Origin of the sequence: Arthrobacter sp. NPDC056691 (genome assembly GCF_042791415.1) — a bacterium.
Classification (GTDB): Bacteria; Actinomycetota; Actinomycetes; order Actinomycetales; family Micrococcaceae; genus Arthrobacter.
Genome location: NZ_JBHTXX010000001.1, coordinates 4,296 through 23,291 on the forward strand (window position 1 = coordinate 4,296; position 18,996 = coordinate 23,291).

Here is an 18,996-nt window from a genome sequence, read left to right on the forward strand (position 1 = left end):
CCCCTGAATCACCCTCCCCACAGTCGGCCGGGGAAACACAAGGGGCCGGTGGCTGGTACCCGTGCCCGGGGGCAAAAAAGCGCCGCGGCCGAGGGGGGTAGGTCCCGCCGTCGTCCGCCCCAGGCGTTAGTTTCGCCGCAGTATCAGCCCAGGCCGAGCTCGTCCTTGCTGAAGGCGAACAGGTACGGCACGCCGGCTTCGGCTTCGATCTTTTCCTTGGCGCCCGTGTCGCGGTCGACGATCACGGCAACAGCCACGACGTTGCCGCCGGCGTTGCGGACGCCCTCGACGGCGGTCAGGGCCGAGCCGCCCGTGGTGGAGGTGTCCTCGAGCACCAGGACCTTGCGGCCCTCGACCGAGGGGCCCTCCACCTGCCGGCCCATGCCGTAGGACTTCTGCGCCTTACGGACCACGAACGCGTCGATGGCCCGGTCCGCGTCTGTGGCGGCGTGCATGACGGCGGTGCCTACCGGGTCGGCCCCCATCGTGAGGCCGCCAGCGCACTCGAAGTCGATGCCGGCGTCGTCGATCAGGGACAGCATGACCTGGCCCACGAGCTTCGACGCCTCGTGGTGCAGTGTGATGCGGCGCAGGTCGATGTAGTAGTCGGCCTCGGCCCCGCTGGAGAGAATGACCTTGCCGCGGACAACCGCGAGCTCCTTGATCAGTTCCAGAAGTCGGGCACGGGCAGCAGCGGCGTCAAGCGTGGGAGTCATGGGGTCCAGTTTAGTGGCTGACCGGTTTGTGACGGACCGCCTAGGCAGTGGGCCGCGGTGCCTCCCGGCGGGCGAATGCCGGGGCGTGCTCAGGCCTCGGGCCGATGGCGATGAGCCGCGGCAGGATGCGCCGCATGACCGGGAAGCGCCGGCCGACGAACTGCATGAAGGGAGGCGCGCCGGACCGTTTCCCACTGAATAGGGGAATGAACACCGCCCGGTGCATGCCCCGCTGGACGGTCTGGATGATGACAGTGGGCGGCATCCGGCGCCGCTGCACCGCCGCAAGGTCCTTCACCGTGACTTTGCGGCGCAGCAGGGCAGGGGCGAGCCGGGCTGCGGCAGCCACGGCGTCCTGGATGGCCAGGTTGATGCCTACCCCGCCGGCCGGGGACATCGCATGCGCGGCGTCCCCGATGCACAGCAACCCGTCGACGTACCAGCGATGGAGGCGGTCCAGCCGGACATCCAGCCAGTGGAGGTCGTCCAGGGAACGGATGGCATCGACTCGGTCGGCGAGGTCCGGCCGCAGCGCGGCGACCCGTTCCCGGAACCGCTCCACTCCCTCGCTCCTGATGCCGTCGCCGGAGCCTTTCTGGGCGAAGTAGCCCATCTGGTAATAGGTGTCCCGGAACAGGGCAATCAAGCCGGCGCGCTCCCCGAAGGCGGGAACGATGCCGGCCACCTCGCCCTGCTCGGACGCGAAGCGCGGCAGCTTGAACCACCAGGTATCGAAGGGCACCGGGTACTCCCTGGACTTGAGCCCTGCGGCCTGGCGCAGCACCGAGTGCCGGCCATCTGTGGCCACCACAAGGTCCGCTCGGAGGGCACCCCCGGTGCCGTCCTTGGTGCGGTACCGCACGCCGGTGACCCGGCCGCCGTCGTACATCAACTCCGTCGCGGTGTGCTCCATCAGGAGTGTGAACGAGGGCTCTTCGGCGGCGCTGCGGGCCAGGAAGTTCAGGAAGTCCCACTGCGGCATCATGGCGATGTAGTTGTACGGCGGCTTCAGGCCGGAGAAATCGCCGAGCGTGATCAGGCCGCCGCCGGGCGTCGGGAAGGCGAGGTTGCGGAGCCGGCTTTGCGGCAGATCACGGAACTCGGCGCCGAGCCCGAGTTCGTCAATGACGCGGATGGTGGAGGCGTGGACGGTGTCGCCCCGGAAGTCCCTGAGGAAGTCGCCGTGTTTTTCGAGGACGGTGACCTCGACGCCGGCCCGCGCGAGCAAAAGGCCCAGCATCATGCCGGCGGGCCCGCCGCCCACCACCACACATCCGGTAGTCTCCATGAGCCATACGGTACGCCTGGGAAATCGCGGTGGATACGCTCGCTACGGGAATGTCCCCGCGACGCGCAAAAATCCCTGCGACGCAGAAACGGACCGGCGCTACGGGAATTCCCGTCGCGCCAGCCCATTTTGCGTGTCGTCAGTCCGGGAACGACCTAGAGCCGGGTGTCGAAGGAGTCGCAGAAAACGTTGTCGTTGAACGTTCCCTGGAATTCCGACTTGCCCATGATCTTTTCGATGGTCGCCCGAATGGCCTCGGGCGACTCGGCGTGGGCATTGATGGCGGTCTTGACCATCGGCACGTCAATCAGGTGGTTGGGCTGGTTGAGCGAGACGAACACAGTGGGGACCTCGGTGACGTACCACGGGATCTCCGCGGCCATCGGGGTGGACCACTTAATCCGGATGGCTGCCTCCTGGGCGAAGCCCTTCACGTTGGCGAACACAAAGGCGGCATCGTACTTGTCCGCGTAGTCGCCGGTGGCCTCCTCGGAGATGACCGACATGAAGTTCACACCGGTCTCCCCCGCCGCCTCGCGCTGGTCCGCCGTCCTGAACAGGTGCACTTCAAAGCCGGCGCTTTCCAGCTCGGCCTTGACGGTGTCCAGGTAGGCCAGCGGGTCAGCCCGGGTGAAGTCCGATCCGCCGGAGATGCCGTACAGCCGGATCCGTTTGTGCGTCTCCGGCGTGATGGGCAGGTTGTTGGCCGTGTCCTTGATGAGGGTGACGGTTTTGTCCGCGATTTCGGCGGCGATGGCACGGTGCGCCTCGCTGCCGATCACCGCGAGTGCCTCCGCCGGCGGGACCAGCTCCGCGGCCGGCTTGAGATGCAGGCCCAGCGAGGCCTTGAGGGCCAGGATCCGTCGCAGTGCGTCGTGCAGGCGCTGCTCGGTGATGACGCCGGACTTGTAGCCGTCCAGCATGTATCCGAAGTCCTCGGCCGGGTTGCGGAAGAACAGGAACATGTCGCAGCCGGCCGCGATGGTGGCCGGCACCAGGTCCTTGCGCTTCATGGCCTGGGTGAGGCCAATCATCTGCGAGGCGTCGGTAAGGATCAGCCCGTTGAAGCCCAGTTCGCCGCGGAGCAGGTCCTGCAGCAGTTCCGGGGACAGCGTGGCGGGCAGGATGTCCTTGTCCGCCGTGCCCGGGCGGAAATGCCGTGTCAGCTCGGGCGCCCCGATGTGCCCGATCATGATGGACTGCACGCCGTGCCCGATCATCTCGCGGTACACGTGCCCGTAGCTGCGGTTCCAGTCCTCGTAGCCGAGGGTGTTGTAGGACGTGACCACGTGCTGGTCGCGTTCGTCCATGCCGTCGCCGGGGAAGTGCTTCATGGCGCAGACGGTGGGTGACTCGCTGATGCCGTCGAAGTACTCCTTGGCCCGCTCCACCACGATCTCCGGCGTGTTGCCGAAGGCCCGGGTGGAAATGACCGTGTTCCGCCAGTTGTAGTGGATGTCCACGATCGGCGCGAAGGCCCAGTTGCAGCCCAGGGCCGCGGTTTCCACCCCGGCCACCTGCCCCATCTGCCGGGCGATGGCCTTGTCCGGGTGCGAGCCGGCCTGCAGGTGCGTCGACACGAACGTTCCGTCGTCACAGCTCCCGGCTCCCCCCATTTCCGGGTTGGAGGCCACCAGCAGCGGGATGCGGGTTTTGGACTGTGCATACCGGATGTGTTCCTGCACCGCGGCGGAGGGGCCCGGCCGGTAGCGCATGCCGCCCACGTGGTACGTGTCCAGCACGCCGTCAAGGTACTCCGGGGAGTAGTCGTTGTTGTGGTTGATGAACAGCTGGCCGATCTTTTCCTCGAGGGACATGCCGGCGAGGGTGGATTCCACCCACGCAACGGCCGCGTCGTCGAGGTTGAACGGCGCTGCCTGGAGGTCGACGTCGAACTGGCGCGGTTGGGTGCCCGGGGCACCGACGGCGGCACCCGTGGAAACGGCGGCATCGGCGACGGCGGCAATGCCCGCCAGCGCTTCGGCCACCACCTGGGTCACCGGAGCGGCGATGTCGACGACGAAGCCGGCTTCGTCGTCGTCGAGCGGTTCCAGCGTTGCCAGCTGCGAATCGAGCAGTGCAGGCGGCATGAAGTGGCCGGAACGGCCTTCAGTGCGTGACCTCAGTACCTCGTTGCTGCCGTGCAGGTGCAGGAAAACCGTGTCCGGCGCCTGCTTGCGGATGGCGTCGCGGTAGCTGCGGCGCAGGGCCGAGCATGCGAGCACCAGGCCGCCGTTTCCGGCGTTGGCGAGTTCGCTGCCCACGGTGGCGAGCCAGGGCCAGCGGTCCTCGTCGGTCAGGGGCGCGCCGGCCGCCATCTTGGCGACGTTCTCCACCGGGTGGAGCGAATCGCCGTCGAGGAACGGCACCCCGAGTTCGCGGGCCACGAGGTCACCGATGGTGGTCTTGCCGCAGCCGGAGACTCCCATCACGATGATGCGGTGCCTGGTGCTCATCAGCGGTTCCTTCCCGGTCATGGCGTGTTCACCAGTCATGGACGGTGCCGTCGACGAGGCGGTTGTAGGGCAGGTAGGCCTGCTGGTACGGGTAGGCGGCGGCGGCGTCGGCGTTGAATTCGACGCCGATGCCGGGCTTGTCGCCCGGGTGCAGGTAGCCGTCCTTGAACGTCATGGACTGTTCGAAGACCTCGTTGGTCTTGTCCGAGTGCTGCATGTATTCCTGGATGCCGTAGTTGTGGATGGCCAGGCCCACGTGCAGCTGCGCCGCAAACCCGACCGGGGAGATGTCGGTGGGGCCGTGGAAGCCGGACTTGATCTGGTACTGGGCGGCGAAGTCCATGACCTTCTTCAGCGGCGAGATCCCGCCGAAGTGGGTGGAGGCGGCCCGGACGTAGTCGATCAGCTGTTCCTTGATGATGGTCTGGTAGTCGTACACGGTGTTGAAGATTTCGCCGATGGCCAGCGGGGTGGTGGTGTGCTGGCGGACCAGGCGCAGCGCCTCCTGGTTCTCGGCCGGGGTGCAGTCCTCCAGCCAGAACAGGTCATAGGGTTCCAGCGCCTTGCCCAGCTTGGCGGCCTGGATCGGAGTCATCCGGTGGTGGCCGTCGTGCAGCAGCGGCAGTTCCGGGCCGAACTCGTTCCGGACCGCCTCGAACACGGTGGGCAGGTGGCGCAGGTAGGCACGGGTGTCCCAGTCCTCCTCCACCGGGAATGCGCCGCGGCCGGCGGGTTCGTAGTCGTAGCGCTCCCCCGAGGCCTGGGCCTGGGCGGCGACGCCGTAGACAGCCTTGATGCCGGGGACGGCGGTCTGGATCCGGACCGACTTGTAACCGAGTTCCAGGTGCTCGCGGACCGAATCAAACAGCGAGGGGATGTCCGAGCCGGAGGCGTGGCCGTAGGCACGCAGCCCGTTGCGGGACGCCCCGCCCAGGAGCTGGTAGACCGGCATGCCGGCCAGCTTGCCCTTGATGTCCCACAGCGCCATGTCGACGGCGGCAATCGCGGCCATCGTGACCGGGCCGCGGCGCCAGTACGAGGACCGGTACAGGAACTGCCAGGTGTCCTCGATCCGGTGCGGGTCCTTCCCGATCAGCAGCTGCGCGACGTGCTCTTTCAGGTAGGCGGCCACGGCGAGTTCGCGGCCGTTCAGGGTCGCGTCGCCGATGCCGGTGACGCCGTCCTCCGTGGTGATCCGCAGGGTCACGAAGTTGCGGGACGGGCTTGTCACGAAGACTTCCGCGGCAATGATTTTCACAGCAGGTCCTTTCGGAGGGAACAGGTTCAGGGTTTCAGCTGGCGGGCGGTCAGTTGGTGGATGCGGCGCTGGAGCGCTCGACGGCGGTATTGACGGTTTTGGGGTCGCCGGCCGTTTTGGTGGCATCGCCGCTTTCGCGGCGGGCGCGGATTTCGGCGAGGATCTCGGCGTGCATGGCGTCCGTCAGCTTGTACTTGGACATGACCAGGACGGCCAGGATGGTCAGCACGGCCGGGATGGCGCCGGCGGCGAGCTGGATGCCGAACACCGCGTCCGCGGTCTGCACGGCGCCGGACTTGTAGCCGCCCAGGGCCAGGGCGTACGCGGCGAGCGCTCCGCCCACGGCCTGGCCGGTCTTGCGGGTGAACGAGAACAGCGCGTAGGTGATGCCCTCGGTCCGGACTCCGGTACGCCATTCGCCGTATTCCACGGTGTCGGCTTCCAGCGCCCACACCACGATGTTGACGGCGAGGACGCCCACGAGGCTGATCACGAGGCCGCCGAAACCGATCCAGACCTGGCTGGCCGGGGTGAAGAAGATGATGGCGCCGCCGACGACGGTCAGCATCGACGAGTAGATGTAGACACCCTTCTTGCCGATGGACCGGACCAGCCTGGGCATAACCGCGGCCAGCACAAAGGTGCACACCAGCTGGATGATGGACAGCACCGGATACAGATCAAGGCGGCCCAGGACATCGCGCAGGTAGTACAGCTGCACTGATGTCAGTGCCAGGTAGCCGGAGAGGAAGAAGAAGGAGCTGACGCACAGCATCAGGAGGGGCTTGTTGCCCTTCAGGGTTTCCAGGCTTTGCTTGACCGAGACGTTGGGGACGGCGCGGTGGACCCGTTCCTTGGCGGTCAGGACGGTGAAGAAGTAGAGGGCGGCGCCGATCGCCACGAACACCAGCGTGATGGTGGTGAAGGTTGCCTGCAGGTCGGCGCCGGGCTTGATTAGCGGTGCCACAAAGATGCCGAGGGCCGAACCCACGAGGAGGCCGCCCACCATGCGGGCCGATCCCAGCTTGGCGCGCTCCCCCGGATCCTGGGTCATGGCGCCGGCGAGGGAGCCGTAGGGAATGTTGACCAGGCTGTAGGCCAGGCCGAGGGCCGCGTACGTCACGTAGGCATAGAGCAGGGTTCCCGACTCGCCCAGCTGCGGGATGGAGAACGTCGCGACGCTCAGGAGCAGCAGCGGGATGGAGCCGAACATGATAAACGGACGGAACTTACCGAAACGCCTGCTGAAGGTGCGGTCCACCATGCGGCCGGCAAAGACATCGGCGAACGCGTCAAAGATCCTGACGACCAGCAGCAGCGTACCTGCCGCAGCAGCCGAGATTCCCGCCACGTCGGTGTAGTACACGAGCAGGAACATGGTGGCAGTGGTGAAGGCGAGATTGTTGGCTGCATCACCGGCGCCGTAGCCGACGATGCTGAGTTTGTTCAGCTTTTTCATGATTGGGCTCCTTTACCCGGTGCCGCCCCTGTGGAGCCGGCGAAAAATGTGAAAAATGCTTGGTGCTGTGGAAAGCCTGGGTGTCCGGTGGGTCTGATTCCCGGGATGCCAGCTTTTGCTGTTGTTGTAATCCTAATCACTTGGCAATCAAATGGCAAGCGGTTGCCAAATATTTGTTGAAAGTTCCATCAAACAGCACTCGTCCCGAAACAGCACTGCCCGGTCCCCATGGTCCGGGAGCCGGGCAGAGCCGCATGTGCGCAGGGGGCTAAGGGGAGACAGCCGGCTCCCCGAACGTTCCGCACAGGTCGGCAATCATGCCGACGACGGCGGCGTCCCCGGCCAGCGCCGGATTCACCAGGCCCAGCAGGGCCCGGATCCGCCCGGTGCCGCTAAGCCGGTTGGCGGCGGCAATCTCATCGGCCAGCGGATCCTGAACCGTTGCCGCCGCGGCGGTGAAGTCCATCCAGGCAGCGATCATGAGGGCTGCGGCAGCCCCGGACCTGCCCGCGGCCCGCTCGGCCTGCAGCACCGGCACAGCCCGCATCCGCAGCTTGGTGCTGCCGTCCATGGCGATCTGGGCCAGGTGGTGGGCGATGCGGGTGTTGCCGAAGCGGGCCAGGAGGGCCTCCCGGTAGGCGGGGATCTGGAGGTCCGCTCCGTGCAGGTTGCTTTCGGCCTCATCCCAGAACTGTTCCACGGCGTGCAGGCAGGAATTGTCCCGGAGAGCTTCTGCCACGGTGGTGTGTCCCCGTAGTTGCCCCGCATAGGCCAAAAGTGAGTGCGCACCGTTCAGGAGCCACAGCTTGCGGTTTTCATAGGGTTCGATGTCCGCTACGAAGACGGCACCGGCGTCCTCCCAGCGCGGCCGGCCTGCGGGGAAGTCCCCGCTCAGCACCCAGTTAGCGAAGGGCTCGGCTACTACCGGCGAGGTGTCGTGGTAGCCGCAGGACTCTGCGACGGCCGCCACGTCGGCGTCGGTGGTGCGGGGCGTGATGCGGTCCACCGAGGTGCTGACAAAGCTGATGTTGGCGTCAATCCACGCTGCGAGCGAAGGGTCCCATGCCCCGGCGATGCCCGCCACGGCGTTGTGCGCCACGGTGCCGTTGTTGGAGAGATTGTCACAGCAGACGACCGCGAGCGGACCGGCGCCGGCGGACCGGCGGGCGGCGAGGGCAAAGACCAGGCGGCCCAGCGGCGTCGTCGGGTTGCCGCTGCCGGAAGCCAGCAGCGCCAGGTCGGCCACGACGTCGGGAGCGCTGCGGTCCAGCTGCCCGTCGGTGCCCAGCCGGTAGGCGGCCTCGGTGACGGTCAGTATGACGACGGCGGTCTCCGGGGCGGAGACCAGCTCCGCCAGCCGCTGCACGTTGGCGCCGTCCACGGCCTCGACGATGCTGCCGACCACTTCGAAGGAGTCACCGGCGCCCGCCCGTTCCACCAGCGTGAAGAGCCCGTCCTGTTCCGCGAGGGCCAGGGCCGCGTCGGGGCGGCGGCCCGTGAAGGCGGCGATGCCCCAGTCCGCGGCATCGCCGGCCCGGTGCGTGTACCAGGCCTGGTGCGAGCGGTGGAAGGCGCCCAGCCCCAGGTGCACGATGCGGGTGGGGGGCTTGGCTGACGGCCGGAGGGTGCGGTTGAGCCTGGGGAGGTCCACGGCGGCTTCCTGTTCGGCCTGCAGTCCTGCGGTCACAGCTTGAAGACCCTTCGCGGCGATCCGTCCACGAGGTCGACGATCAGTTCGTGGGCGCGTTCCTCGCTGACGCGGTGCTCGGCAACGAGCCGGGCCAGGAACGAGGCCTCGATGCGGCGGGAGGCGTCGTGGCGGGCGGGGATGGAGCAGAAGGCGCGGGTGTCGTCGATAAAGCCCGAGGAGCGGGAGAACCCGGCGGTCTCGGTGACGGCGGAACGGAAGCGCAGCATGGCGTCCGGGGCGTCCAGGAACCACCACGGGGCGCCAAGGTAGACGGACGGATAGAAGCCGGCCAGCGGCGCGAGTTCGCGCGAGAACACAGTCTCGTCCAGGGTGAAGAGCACCAGGTGGAAGTCCTTGGCGGTGCCGAAGTCCTGCAGCAGCGGGCGGATCGCCTCGGTGTAGTTGACGGCGAACGGGATGTCGTGGCCTGTGTCGGCGCCGTACGTGTTGAAGGTGGGCTCGTGGTGGTTGCGGTACGAGCCCGGGTGGATGGTCATGACCAGCCCGTCCGCCACGGACATCCGCGCCATCTGGTACATCATGTGGGCTTCGAACGCGTCGCGGTCCTGCGCGGTCGCCTCGCCGGAACGGGCGCGGTCAAACAGCCGTGCGGCGTCGGCGTCGTCGAGCTTCAGCGTGACCGGGGTCCGGACACCGTGGTCGGCGGAGACTGCGCCGTGGTCCACGAAGTAGCGGCGCCGGTTCTCCAGGGCGGTGAGGTAACCGGCATAGCCGGTGGCGCCGTCGCCCGCTGCCGCGATCAGCCGGTCAACGTTCGCGGACCAGGTGGGGTGCGCGATGTTCAGGTAGGCGTCCGGGCGGAACGTGGGCAGCACGCGGCCATGGAACGTGGGATCCTCGGCGATTGCCTTGTGGCTGGCGAGGCTGTCCAGGGGATCGTCCGTGGTGGCCAGCACCTCGATGTTGAAGTCCTTGAAGAGCTGGCGGGGCCGGAAGCCCGGCTCCACGAGCCTGGCGGAAATGGCGTCGTAGCTGGCATCCGCAGTCCCGGCGCTGATCTCCTGCTGGAGGCCGAAGACGCTGCTGAACTGGGTGCGGAGCCAGTAGCCGGAGGCGGTGCCCTCGAACAATGGCCAGGCCTGGCAGAACTCGCGCCAGACGGTGCGGGAGTCCGGCTGGGACGCCTCGGAATCGCGCAGCCGGTCCAGCGGGACTCCGCTGGCGTGGACCAGGCGGGTGACGTAGTGGTCCGGGCTGACCAGCAGCGCTGCCGGGTCCGGGAAGGGCGTGTTGTGCTCGATGACTGCGGCGTCAACGTGCCCGTGCGGGGAAATGATGGGGAGGTCCTGGACGCGCTGCAGGAGGTCGCGCGCAATGCTGCGCGTTCCCGGGTCCGCGGGCAGGAGCCGGTCTGGGTTGGCGGCAATCGACTGTGACATACGTCAATGGTCCGGCGTGCACCAGTGTTTTGTCAACCGGTTGCCAAAAATTGCCATCGGGTTTCTGTTACTGCGCGGGAAGGAGCCTTCCGCTCGAGCCGCGCAGCACCAGCTCGGTCTCGACGCGCAGGATGCCCGCCGGTTCGGCGCTGCCGTGCAGCAGGTCGAGGAGGAGCGTGGTGGCGCCCGAGCCGCACTCCCCCAGCGGTGAACGCACGGTGGTGAGCGGCGGCGTGGTGAAGTCGGCGCCGAAGATGTCGTCGAAGCCCACGATGCTGATCTGATCCGGCACCACCACCCCGGCGGCCTGGAGTTCCTGCATGAGGCCGATGGCCAGCAGGTCGTTGTACGTCAGCACGGCCGTGGCGCCGCTGTCGCGCACGTCGCGCGCCACCTGCCTGCCGCCGTCGACCGTTGGCTTGCCGGATTCCAGCCGGACGGCCTCGAGCCGGGACCATTCGCAGGCGGCCTGGACGCCTTCCCAGCGGCGGGCGGACATCCAGGACTGCGGCGGTCCGGCGACGAATGCGACCTTCCTGTGTCCGTTGGCGGCCAGGCTGCGCACCGCCTCGCTGATGCCTTTGTTGACATCGGGAACCACGCAGGGCACGCCGTCGACCTCGCGGTTGATGACCACCACGGGCTTGTCGCCGGCCAGCGCGCGGATGTCGTCGTCGTCCATGCGGGGGCTGGCAAGGATGAGTCCGTCCGCCGTCGTCATCATCCGCCGGGCGGCCGTGAGCTCGGTGACGGCGGATTCGGCCGACTCTGCCAGCACCAGGGTGTAATCGCGGAGCGTGGCAGTGGTTTCCGCCCCACGGATGATGTCGAAGAACGTCGGGTTGGTGATGTCCGCGACGATGAGCCCGAACGTGTTGGTGCGGCCCGTGGGCAGGGCACGGGCGAAGGGATTCACCTGGTAGTTCAGTTCCGCCGCGGCGTCCTCGATGAGCTTCTGGGTCTTGGCGCTGACCCGGCCCGGCTTGCTGAGCGCCCGCGAGACCGTGGACGGGTTGACACCCGCAAGCTTGGCGATGTCGTAGATGGTGGCGTTGGACTTGCCGTTCCGGGCGTGCTTCCTGGCCGGGCCTGTGGGTGCGGCAGCTTCCGGCGTCTTGGGTTCAGTCACCGCCCCATCCTAACGAGGAACCCGCCCAACTGACTCGCAGTTAATGTCGTTTTGAGCCCTCAAAACGACATTAACTGCGAGTCAGTTGGGCAATGGTTTACGAGCGCTCGGGGAACTTGCCCTCGGCCGCGATGCGCTTGTTCAGCTCCGCCAGGAACTCGTCCTCGTCAAAGTCCAGGCCCACTTCGGTGCCGGTCCAGCTGGAGAGGTGGATGGCGTTGGCGAGCCGGACACCGCTGATGCCGTCAGAGCCCGGAGCCAGCAGCGGGGTGCCGTCCAGGATGTTGGCGGCGAAGTTCTCCAGCACGCCGGAGTGCTGCGCACCCCAGGCGGACTCGAACTCGATCACCTCGGTGGTGTAGTACTCCTCGGGATTCAGCTCGCCCATGAAGAGCTTGCGGACATCGTCCATGCCCATGCTGTCGCTGAGCTCGCGCTCGGGCTGCTTCAGGCGGGTCACGGTAGCGGTCTTGGAATTTTCGACGACGATCTTGCCTTGGTCGCCCAGAATCTCGAAGCGGTCGGTGCCGGTGAGGTCATGGGTGGCGGTGACGAAAACGCCGGTGGCGCCGTTGCCGTAGTCCACCACCGCGGTGACCTCGTCCTCGACGGCGATGTCGCGGCGGAAGCCGTAGGCCACCTTTGCATAAACGGATTTGGGCACGCCGCAGATCCACTGCCACAGGTCGAGCTGGTGCGGGGCCTGGTTCACCAGGACGCCGCCGCCTTCGCCGCCCCAGGTGGCCCGCCACTCGCTGGAGTTGTAGTAGCCCTGCGGCCGCCACCAGTTGGTGATGATCCAGTTGGTGCGGCGGATGGCGCCGATCTCGCCGTTGCTGACGATCTCCTTCAGCTTTTGGTACAGCGGGTTGTTGCGCTGGTTGAACATGATCGCAAAGGAGAGCTCGGGCCTGCCGGCGGCAAACTCGTTGAGCTCCTTGACCTGCTTGGTGTACACGCCGGCCGGCTTCTCCACGAGAGCGTGGATGTTGCGTTTGAGCGTCTCGATGCCCATTTCCGGGTGCAGGAAGTGCGGGACGCAGGTGACGACGGCGTCCACGTCGCCGCTTTCCAGCATGGCGATGTAATCGTCGTAGAAGGGCGCGTCCGGGTACTGGGAAGCGGCCAGTTCCTTTTTGGCGGGGTCGGTGTCGCAGATGGCGCCGATCACCATGTTCGGGACTGCGCCGTCAGCGATGAACTTCGCGTACATGCCGCCCTGCTGGCCCAGGCCAATGATGCCGAGGCGTACTTTCGTGCTCATTTATGGATCTCCCTATCTAGAAAAGGTCGGCGTGGCCCATGGCCACCAGGTTGTCGTAGGAGGTCTGCAGTGCATCCCAGACAGTGCGGCCGTACAGCTGGTCCTGCTCCACCAGCAGGTACCGCGCTCCGGCTTCCTGGGCGGCCGGGATGATGGACGGGAAGTCGAGGTTGCCCTCACCCACTTCGGCGAACTGGACCACATCCTTGAACTCGGCCATGAATCCTGCCACGTCCCCGGATTCCAGCAGCCCGAAGGCCGATTCCGGCAGCTGCCCGATCCGGTAGTCCTTGAGGTGCACCGTGGCGGTGCGTCCGGCATACTTCTCCAGGGTCCGGACCGGGTCAAGGCCCCCGCGCTGCACCCAGTGGACATCGATTTCCATGCCCATGGCCGGCGAGTTCTCCGCGATAATGTCCAGCATGTACTTGCCGCCGAACTTCGCGAACTCGATGTGGTGGTTGTGGTAGTACAGGCCGATGCCGTGCTCCTGCAGGCGTTCGGCGTACTCGTTGGCCAGCTTTGCAAAGTCCACCACCGCGTCGATGGACTTCATTGCGGGGAAGGGCAGCATGCCGATCCGAAGCAGCTTTGAGCCCAGCGTCCTGGCGTCGTCCACGACTTTGTCGAAGTGGTCTTTGAGGGAGTCACCGGGCATGCCTTTGGGGGTTTCCATGGCAACAGACAGCGCTGCGATGTCCATGCCGAGTTCACTCCGGGCGCGGTCAAGTTCCGCCACGTTCTCCGCGGTCATGGGAATCTGGGAAATTTCGACGGCGTTGTAGCCGATCGCGCTGACCTTGCGGAGCGTTTCGAACGCCCCGAGTTCGGTGAAGCTGTCCTTCAGCATCATCGCTTGCACGCCGATGGTGGCTGCGTTTGCCATGGTGGTCCTTTCGTTGGTGCCGGTGTCCTCAGGCGGGGACGCCGGCCTGTTCGTTCTGCTGCCGCTGGATCTCCAGCAGCCGGTGCCGGTCTGCGCGGCGCTGTTTCTGGCGGTCCGGGTCAGGGACCGGGGATGCGAGCAGCAGCCGCTGGGTGTAGGGGTGGTCGGGATCCGTGGTGACAATGCCTGCCGGGCCCTGTTCGACGATTTCGCCGTGGTACATCACTGCCACCCGGTGGCTGATGTGCCGGACGACGTCCAGGTCGTGGGAGACGAACAGGTAGGAAACCCCGGTGTCCTTCTGGATCTGCAGGAACAGGTCCAGAACCTTTGCCTGCGTGGACAGGTCCAGGGCGCTGACGGGTTCATCGCAGACGATCAGCTTCGGAGACAACGCCAGGGCCCGGGCAATGGCAACGCGCTGGCGCTGGCCGCCGCTGAATTCCCGCGGCAGGCGGTGGATGGCGTCCGATGGCAGGCCCACCTGGTCCAGCAGTTCCTTGACCCGCTTCCGGGCTGCCGCCTGCTCCATGCCCTGCACGCCGAGGGGCTCAGCCAGGATGTCGCCGATTTCCAGGGCCGGGTTCAGCGAGGTATACGGATCCTGGAAGACCACCTGCAGGTCGCGGCTCAGGGTCCGCCGCTGCTTGCGGGTGGCGTGGCCGATGTCCTGGCCTTCGAAGATGATCCTGCCTCCGGTCACCGGGGCGAGGCCCAGGACGGCCCGGCCCAGCGTGGTCTTGCCGGAACCTGACTCGCCCACCAGGCCCAGGGTCTCGCCCTGGCCGATGCGGATGCTGATGTCCGTCAGCGCCCGGAACGGCCTGGCCCGGAACTTCTTGCTGGGGTACTCGACCACCAGGTTGTCCACCTCAAGGAGTGGCTCCATTTCCCTAATTTCCACGGTGCTCATGCGACCGGCTCCTTCTGGCTGGATACAAGCATGGACATGGGTGTCTTGCCTTCCAGCATGGACGCCAGCAGCGTCCGGGTGTACTGCTCCTTCGGGTTGCGTAGGATGTCGCGGACGGATCCTTCCTCCACTAGCCGGCCGCTCTGCATGACGGCCACCCGGTCGCAGAGGTCCGCCACCACGCCGAAGTTGTGGGTCACCAGGATGACGCCGATGTTCAGCCGCTGCTGCAGTTCGCGCAGGAGGTCCAGCACGTCGGCCTGCACTGTGACGTCCAGGGCCGTGGTGGGCTCGTCGGCGATCACCAGGTCGGGTTCGCAGCTGATGGCGCCGGCAATCAGTACGCGCTGGGCCATGCCGCCGGAGACCTCGTGCGGGTAAGCGTCAAAGGTCCGTTTCGGGTTCACGATCCCGACGTCGGTGAGCAGCTTCAGCGCGCGGGCGGTCGCCTCCTCCTTGGAGATCCCCAGGACCCGCACCATGGGAGTAACCAGCTGGTAGCCGATGGTGAAGGCCGGGTCCAGGTTGCTCATTGGCTCCTGCGGAATGTAGGAGATCCGCTTGCCCCGCAGCCTGGACAGGCGTTCCTGGCTGACCCGGTCCTCGCCCGGCGCCACGGTGTAGTTGCCGTCGAACTGGATGGAGCCGGCCACGATGCGGGCGTTGTCCGGCAGCAGGCCCAGGATCGAGAAGGCGGTCTGGGACTTGCCTGAACCCGATTCACCCACGATGCCCAGGATCTCGCCCCGGTCAACGTGGAACGAAACGTCGTCCACCACCTTTTTCGTGGACCCGTCCGCCTGGGGATATCCGACGCCGAGATTGGTCACCTTCACGAGGTGGTGCTCGGTTCCGGCGTCGACGGCGGCCATTGACTTTCCGCCGGCGGCACGTACCGTACGCGCCTTGGCGGCTTCCGCCGTCGGGCGTTCAGCAGAAGCATTCGCGACCGGGGACGGCTTCTTACGGTGCTTAATCTTTTCGCCGTCTTCCAGGGCGTCTCGGATGGCGTTGCCGAGGAGGACCAGCCCGCCGATGGTCAGTGCCATGGCAAGCGCGGGCCAGAAGAGCAGCGTCGGGTTCAGGTAGACGTTCTTGAACCCTTCGGAAAGCATGACGCCCCAGGTTGCCTTGGTGGGATCGCCCAGGCCCAGGAACTCAAGTCCGGACTGGATGGCGATGGCCACGCCGGCAATCGCCGCGGTCTGGATGATGATGGGCGCCCGGACCACGGAGAAGATGTGGCGGGCAATGATGCTGAGGTCCGAGAGTCCCGAAACGCGGGCGGCATCAACGTAGAGCTCGTTGCGCACCGACTGGACCGCTGTGCGGGTCAGCCGGAAGTAGGACGGGCTGATGAGGACGCCGAACGCGATCATGGAGATCCACACCGAAGGTCCGAACGCCGCGCGGATGGTGAGCAGCACGATCAGGCCGGGCAGGCTCATGAGGATGCTGACCATCCAGTTGGACACAGCCTCAAACCTGCCGGCGTAGTAGCCGGCGATCAGGCCGGCGGGCAGCCCGATGGCGATGGCAACACCGGCACAGAGCAATGCGGAAAGCAGCGTCAGCTGAGCGCCGAACAGCAGCCGGCTCCAGACGTCGCGCCCGGCGCTGTCGGTTCCCAGGATGTTTACGGAGTCAGGTGACGCGAGCGTCTTGGCGATGTTTGCGTGGTTCTGGTCAAAGGGCGCCAGGACCGGAGCGAGAAGGGCCAGCAGCGCAATGGTCACCAGGATCACCAGGGCTGCGATGCCGAGGGGGTTCCCGAGGAGGCGGCGGATGACGGTGGAACGGACCACTGTACCGCTCTGCCCGGTGTGCGTGGAAGGCACGGGAGCGGCCACTGCCGCGGTTTCTACGGAATCGCTCATGACACACGCACTTTCGGGTTGAGCCAGCCATTAAGAATGTCCACCAGCAGGTTCACCACAATGACCACGACCACCGTGTACATCACCACGCCCATCACCACAGGAAGATCCGACTGGCCCGTGGCAGCGACCGCGAGCGGTCCCATGCCGGGCAGGGCAAAGATCTGCTCGATGATCACCACCCCGCCGAGCATGCCGATCAGCTGCAGGCTCAGCACGGTCAGGCCGGCCGGTGCGGCGCTGCGCAGCACGTGCTTGAACAGGATCTCGCGCTCACCGATGCCGCGGCTGCGCAGCGTCCGGACGTAGTCCCGCTCAAGCTGCTTGATGACGGCGCTGCGGATCTGCTGCGCGCCGCCGGTGACTCCATTGACCAGCAGGGCAATCACCGGAAGGGCCATGGAGTAGACCCACGCGTCCGGTCCGGATTCGGGTGAAATGGTGCTGGTGGCCGGGAAGAGGCCCAGCTGGATGGCCAGGAGGGTGACCAGGACGACGCCAATCACGAACCCCGGTACGGAGTCGCCAATGATGGCACCGACCTGGACGGTCCTGTCCACCCAGCCGCGCTTGACGGCTGCAGCAACGCCGATCAGCGCTGCGCAGATGGCGATCAGGATCATTGCGGCGAAAACCATGGTCATGGTCACCGGAATCCGGGTGGCCAGGGAGTTGGCCACGGGTTCGGAGGTGAACCACGAAGCCCCGAGGTTCCCGCCCAGGGCATCGGCCACCCAGGCGAAGTACCGGGCCACGAGGGGCTGGTCCAGCCCCAGCTCGTGTTCCTTCAGCGCCACCTGTTCAACGGTGGCCTGGTCGCCCAGGATGTTCCGGGCGATGCTTCCGCTGGACATGTACAGCAGGAAGAAGGTGAGCGCCGAGACAACAAACAGCACCACCAGCCCGCTGCCCAGCCGTTTCGCAATGAACCTGATCATGGCGTCCTACTTGGCGGGTGAGTAGTTATAGATGGACGGAACGGCCTGCTGGATCTGCGGCGTGACGTTCACCTTGGAGTTGTGGTAGTACATCTGGTTCACGCGGAACAGCGGTGCGAACCATGCCTGCTCCACCACATACTTGTTCACTTCCTGGGCCAGCTTGCCTGCCTCTGCGCCGCCCTTCTGGACAGCGTCGATCTTGGCCTGCAGCTCGGGCGTGGTGTTCTTGAACGGGTTGTACAGCGCCTTGGTGGAAACAATCTGGTTGACGGCGACCGTCGGCTCGCCCTGGAAGAGGGAGAAGTACATGGTGGTGAACTTCTGCGCGGCGACGTCGGACGTGAACGTGTTGGTCAGCGCGGCGCCCACTTTGAGGGTGATGCCCACGTCCGCCAGCTGCTGCTGGATCACGGAAATCTGGGTTTCAAAGCCGGGGACGCCGGGGATTTCCAGGGTGACGCCGTTTTCGTAGCCAGCTTCCTTGAGAAGCTGCTTGGCCTTGGCCGGATCGTAGCTGTAGTAGTTCTCCAGCTCTTCGGTCCAGGCTCCGCTGGCCTTGCCGAACGGCTGGGATGTCGGGGTGCCCTGGCCGAGCATGACCTGGTCGAGGATGGTCTTGCGGTCGAAGGCGTAGTTGATGGCCTGGCGGACCTTTACGTTGGCCAGCGCCGGGTTCTTGGCGCCGTCGCGGTCCAGGAGGAGCAGTCCCTGCCAGTCAACCTCGTTGGCAGCAAGTTTCATTTTGGCGCCTTCAGCCTGCTTGCCGTTCTTGGGGTCCAGGATGGTTGCGTCCACCTGGCCCGAGACAAGTGCGTTGGTGCGGGCGGTCAGGTCGGTGAGGATCTTGAACGTCAGCTTCTGGTACTTCTGCAGATCCTTGTTCCAGTAGTCCTTGCGGGCAGTGAATACCGTCTGGGAATCCTTGACCGACGCCGCCTTGTCCATGACGTAGGGGCCGGAGCCGACCGGTTCGGTCTTGATGCCCTCGGTGCCGAGCGCCTTGGGGCTGCCCATCAGTCCGGCGGCCTGGCTCAGGAAGTACTCCAACGCCGGGTCCGGGGTGCTGAGGTTGATGTCGATGGTGTCGGCGTCCACCACGCTCACGTCCTTGACGGAGGCAAGCTGGGCCATCTGAGGGCCGTTGGCCGTCCTGAAGTGGTCCATGTTGGCTTTGGCAGCCTCGGCGTCGAACTTTGCGCCGTCACTGAACGTGACGTCCGTCCGCAGGTCCACGGTGAGCTTGGTGTTGGTGTTGTTGTACTTCCACTCTGTGGCCAGCATCGGGCTGAGCTTGCCGTCCGGCTGGCGCAGGATCAGTGTGTCGTAAACGGCCTGGTAGGGCTGGAGGACGTGTCCCACATGGGCCTGCGCCGGGTCCCAGGAGCGCACGTCCTGGATGGTGCCGATGGTCAGCGCCGTCGCGGTGCCGGCGCTTGAGCCCGCACCGGCACCTCCGCCACATGCGGTGAGTGCCAGCGAGGCACTGAGTACGAGGGCGGCTGCTGCCGCCTTGGGACCTAACTTCATTGTCGGCTCCTACTGAGTCTTTGGTCTGAGGTAAGTCAGAGCGAAGAGGTGTGGTGTGCACCACATATCTGGGGTGTGGGATTTACAGTACGGACTCTATTCGATCTTGGCAACCGATTGTCAAAAGTTTCGAGAATTGTTGCCAAGCCGGCCGCCAGGGCACCGGCGGCCGTTGCGTCGGGCACGAAAACG

The 18,996-nt window shown here is 66.1% G+C and carries 14 protein-coding genes; all 14 read right to left on the bottom strand.

The window, feature by feature from the left end:
• Window positions 1-143: 143 nt before the first annotated feature.
• The gene (gene pyrE, locus ACFRAU_RS00030; protein ID WP_377993801.1) at window positions 144-716 is read right to left on the bottom strand and encodes an orotate phosphoribosyltransferase; all 573 of its coding nucleotides are present in this window, start codon (window positions 714-716) and stop codon (window positions 144-146) included.
• Between the two features lie 40 nt (window positions 717-756).
• A complete protein-coding gene (locus ACFRAU_RS00035; protein ID WP_377998258.1) occupies window positions 757-2,004 on the bottom strand; it encodes an FAD-dependent oxidoreductase in 1,248 nt (415 codons plus the stop codon).
• A gap of 155 nt (window positions 2,005-2,159) precedes the next feature.
• Window positions 2,160-4,460: a gluconokinase, GntK/IdnK-type gene (locus ACFRAU_RS00040; RefSeq protein ID WP_377998259.1), complete on the bottom strand. Its 2,301-nt coding sequence runs from the start codon at window positions 4,458-4,460 to the stop codon at window positions 2,160-2,162.
• Between the two features lie 28 nt (window positions 4,461-4,488).
• Window positions 4,489-5,718, bottom strand: coding sequence for a D-mannonate dehydratase ManD (gene manD / locus ACFRAU_RS00045; RefSeq protein ID WP_377998261.1), 1,230 nt, complete (start codon window positions 5,716-5,718; stop codon window positions 4,489-4,491).
• A gap of 49 nt (window positions 5,719-5,767) precedes the next feature.
• On the bottom strand, window positions 5,768-7,177 hold the full coding sequence (gene uidB, locus ACFRAU_RS00050) for a glucuronide transporter (RefSeq protein WP_377998263.1): 1,410 nt from the start codon (window positions 7,175-7,177) through the stop codon (window positions 5,768-5,770).
• Window positions 7,178-7,445: 268 nt separating this feature from the next.
• Complete coding sequence (locus ACFRAU_RS00055) at window positions 7,446-8,864, bottom strand: mannitol dehydrogenase family protein (RefSeq protein WP_377998264.1); 1,419 nt, start codon at window positions 8,862-8,864, stop codon at window positions 7,446-7,448.
• Window positions 8,861-10,267 carry a glucuronate isomerase gene (gene uxaC, locus ACFRAU_RS00060; RefSeq protein ID WP_377998265.1) on the bottom strand — a complete coding sequence of 469 codons (1,407 nt, stop codon included), beginning with the start codon at window positions 10,265-10,267 and terminating at the stop codon, window positions 8,861-8,863. Before uxaC ends, ACFRAU_RS00055 begins: the two co-directional genes overlap by 4 nt.
• A 67-nt stretch (window positions 10,268-10,334) precedes the next feature.
• On the bottom strand, window positions 10,335-11,396 hold the full coding sequence (locus ACFRAU_RS00065) for a LacI family DNA-binding transcriptional regulator (protein ID WP_377993808.1): 1,062 nt from the start codon (window positions 11,394-11,396) through the stop codon (window positions 10,335-10,337).
• Between the two features lie 97 nt (window positions 11,397-11,493).
• Window positions 11,494-12,660 (bottom strand): Gfo/Idh/MocA family protein, encoded by a 1,167-nt coding sequence (locus tag ACFRAU_RS00070; RefSeq protein WP_377998267.1) that lies wholly within the window; start codon window positions 12,658-12,660, stop codon window positions 11,494-11,496.
• A gap of 16 nt (window positions 12,661-12,676) precedes the next feature.
• Window positions 12,677-13,546, bottom strand: a complete 870-nt coding sequence (locus tag ACFRAU_RS00075) for a sugar phosphate isomerase/epimerase family protein (RefSeq protein ID WP_377998268.1) — start codon at window positions 13,544-13,546, stop codon at window positions 12,677-12,679.
• A 28-nt stretch (window positions 13,547-13,574) separates the two neighbouring features.
• Window positions 13,575-14,459, bottom strand: coding sequence for an ATP-binding cassette domain-containing protein (locus ACFRAU_RS00080; protein ID WP_377998270.1), 885 nt, complete (start codon window positions 14,457-14,459; stop codon window positions 13,575-13,577).
• On the bottom strand, window positions 14,456-16,336 hold the full coding sequence (locus ACFRAU_RS00085; RefSeq protein ID WP_377998271.1) for a dipeptide/oligopeptide/nickel ABC transporter permease/ATP-binding protein: 1,881 nt from the start codon (window positions 16,334-16,336) through the stop codon (window positions 14,456-14,458). The genes ACFRAU_RS00080 and ACFRAU_RS00085 overlap by 4 nt, the downstream gene beginning before the upstream one ends.
• Window positions 16,333-17,274: an ABC transporter permease gene (locus ACFRAU_RS00090; RefSeq protein ID WP_377998272.1), complete on the bottom strand. Its 942-nt coding sequence runs from the start codon at window positions 17,272-17,274 to the stop codon at window positions 16,333-16,335. The genes ACFRAU_RS00085 and ACFRAU_RS00090 overlap by 4 nt, the downstream gene beginning before the upstream one ends.
• A gap of 6 nt (window positions 17,275-17,280) precedes the next feature.
• Window positions 17,281-18,804 (bottom strand): ABC transporter substrate-binding protein, encoded by a 1,524-nt coding sequence (locus tag ACFRAU_RS00095; protein WP_377998273.1) that lies wholly within the window; start codon window positions 18,802-18,804, stop codon window positions 17,281-17,283.
• Window positions 18,805-18,996 lie beyond the last annotated feature (192 nt).